Source organism: Agrococcus sp. BE272, from assembly GCF_031457935.1.
Taxonomy (GTDB): domain Bacteria; phylum Actinomycetota; class Actinomycetes; order Actinomycetales; family Microbacteriaceae; genus Agrococcus; species Agrococcus sediminis.
In genome coordinates this window covers 1-1,293 of the sequence record NZ_JAVDXL010000008.1, presented here as the reverse complement: position 1 = coordinate 1,293, position 1,293 = coordinate 1, and the positions used below count along the sequence as shown (strand labels likewise).

The following is a 1,293-nucleotide window of genomic DNA, read 5'->3' as shown; positions in this document are numbered from 1 at the left end:
AGCGCACAACGTGCGCACGAACCCGAAGACGAGGAGGTGTTGGTCCCTCTTGATCCGCCAGCCTCTCGGCCCGGCGTCTATGGGGTGACGAGGGACAACATTACATGTGTCTCGCCTCCTGTGTGCAACCGGCCGCTGCCCGGGCGTGTCGCGCGGTCCCGACAGCGATGCGAGCGCTCCATGCTCCCCCAGGACGGCTCGGACAGCGGGCACGTGGTGGCCGCCGCGTCCCCGCGCTGGAACGGTGCGGCCGGGGCGTCATTGTCCTGCACGCACGAGCTCCCCCGCTCGGAGAGCTCGTCGAGTACCGCGGGCTAAACCGATCGGACGCTCGTCGCTGAGACGGAAAGCGTGACCCCTCGAGGGCCCCGCTGCTCGGCGCGATCGAGCGCCTTATGCAGCTGCGCGGTACGGGGCCAGCCGGCTGCAGCCTCGAGCGCCCCGGTGCAGAGGTCGACCAGGGCACTTCCGCGATGGTCGTCATCAAGCACATGACGGAGGTGGACGCATGACCCGCACGCGCACCACAGAGCGCGCCGCAGGACCGGCTGAGGCTGCGGTCACGCTCGCGGAAGCGCGGCTCGCTCCCCGCGCACCGAGCCGTCAGTCCCATGGCGCCGATCAACCGCTCGGGCGCACGCAGCCTCGACCGCGCTGGAGCGGTGGGATCCGCAGTGAGGTCCCGGAGGCCTCTCGTGCCCCAAGTCATCCCGCTTCCGTCTCCGTTCAGCAGAGACCTAATCGTGAAACGTGTCGGTAGCGTGCGTCACCGAACCGCATGACTCGTGGAGGTCCGCGGCCGCGTCATCTGCGGGGTAGGTGAGCCGGCGATCGTCGTCGAGGGCTGCGTCTTCCGCCGGCGAGCGGCGCACTACCTCGCTGACCACGGCATCACTCGCATCGAAGAGGTCATCACCGACAACGCGCTCGCCTTCCGACGCGCCCCCGCCTGACCCGCAGCCGTCGCAGAACTCGGCGGCCGGCAACTGCACATCAAGCGCCACTGCCCCTGGCAGAACACCAAGGTCCAACCGATGGCTCAGTGCAGCTCGCGCCGATCAGCGCTGAGCGCTCCGCACGCTCGAGGCGCTGATCGCCGCAGTGCGAAAGGCCGTGGGGTCGGGCACCACCTCACCGCGCTCGAGACGCAGCCGCATCGGCGGCACGGCAACGATCGCTCAGCGGCGTGCGGGCATAGAAAAAGGGGCCCCAGATGAATCTGGGGCCCCTTTCCAAAAGAAGTCCGGCGGTGTCCTACTCTCCCACAGGGTCCCCCCTGCAGTACCATCGGCG

General features: G+C 69.1%; 1 protein-coding gene. It reads left to right on the top strand.

The genetic code is table 11. From position 1 onward, the window contains the following. Nucleotides 1–785: 785 nt before the first annotated feature. A complete protein-coding gene (locus J2X49_RS12955; RefSeq protein WP_396131405.1) occupies nucleotides 786–953 on the top strand; it encodes a hypothetical protein in 168 nt (55 codons plus the stop codon). Nucleotides 954–1,293 lie beyond the last annotated feature (340 nt).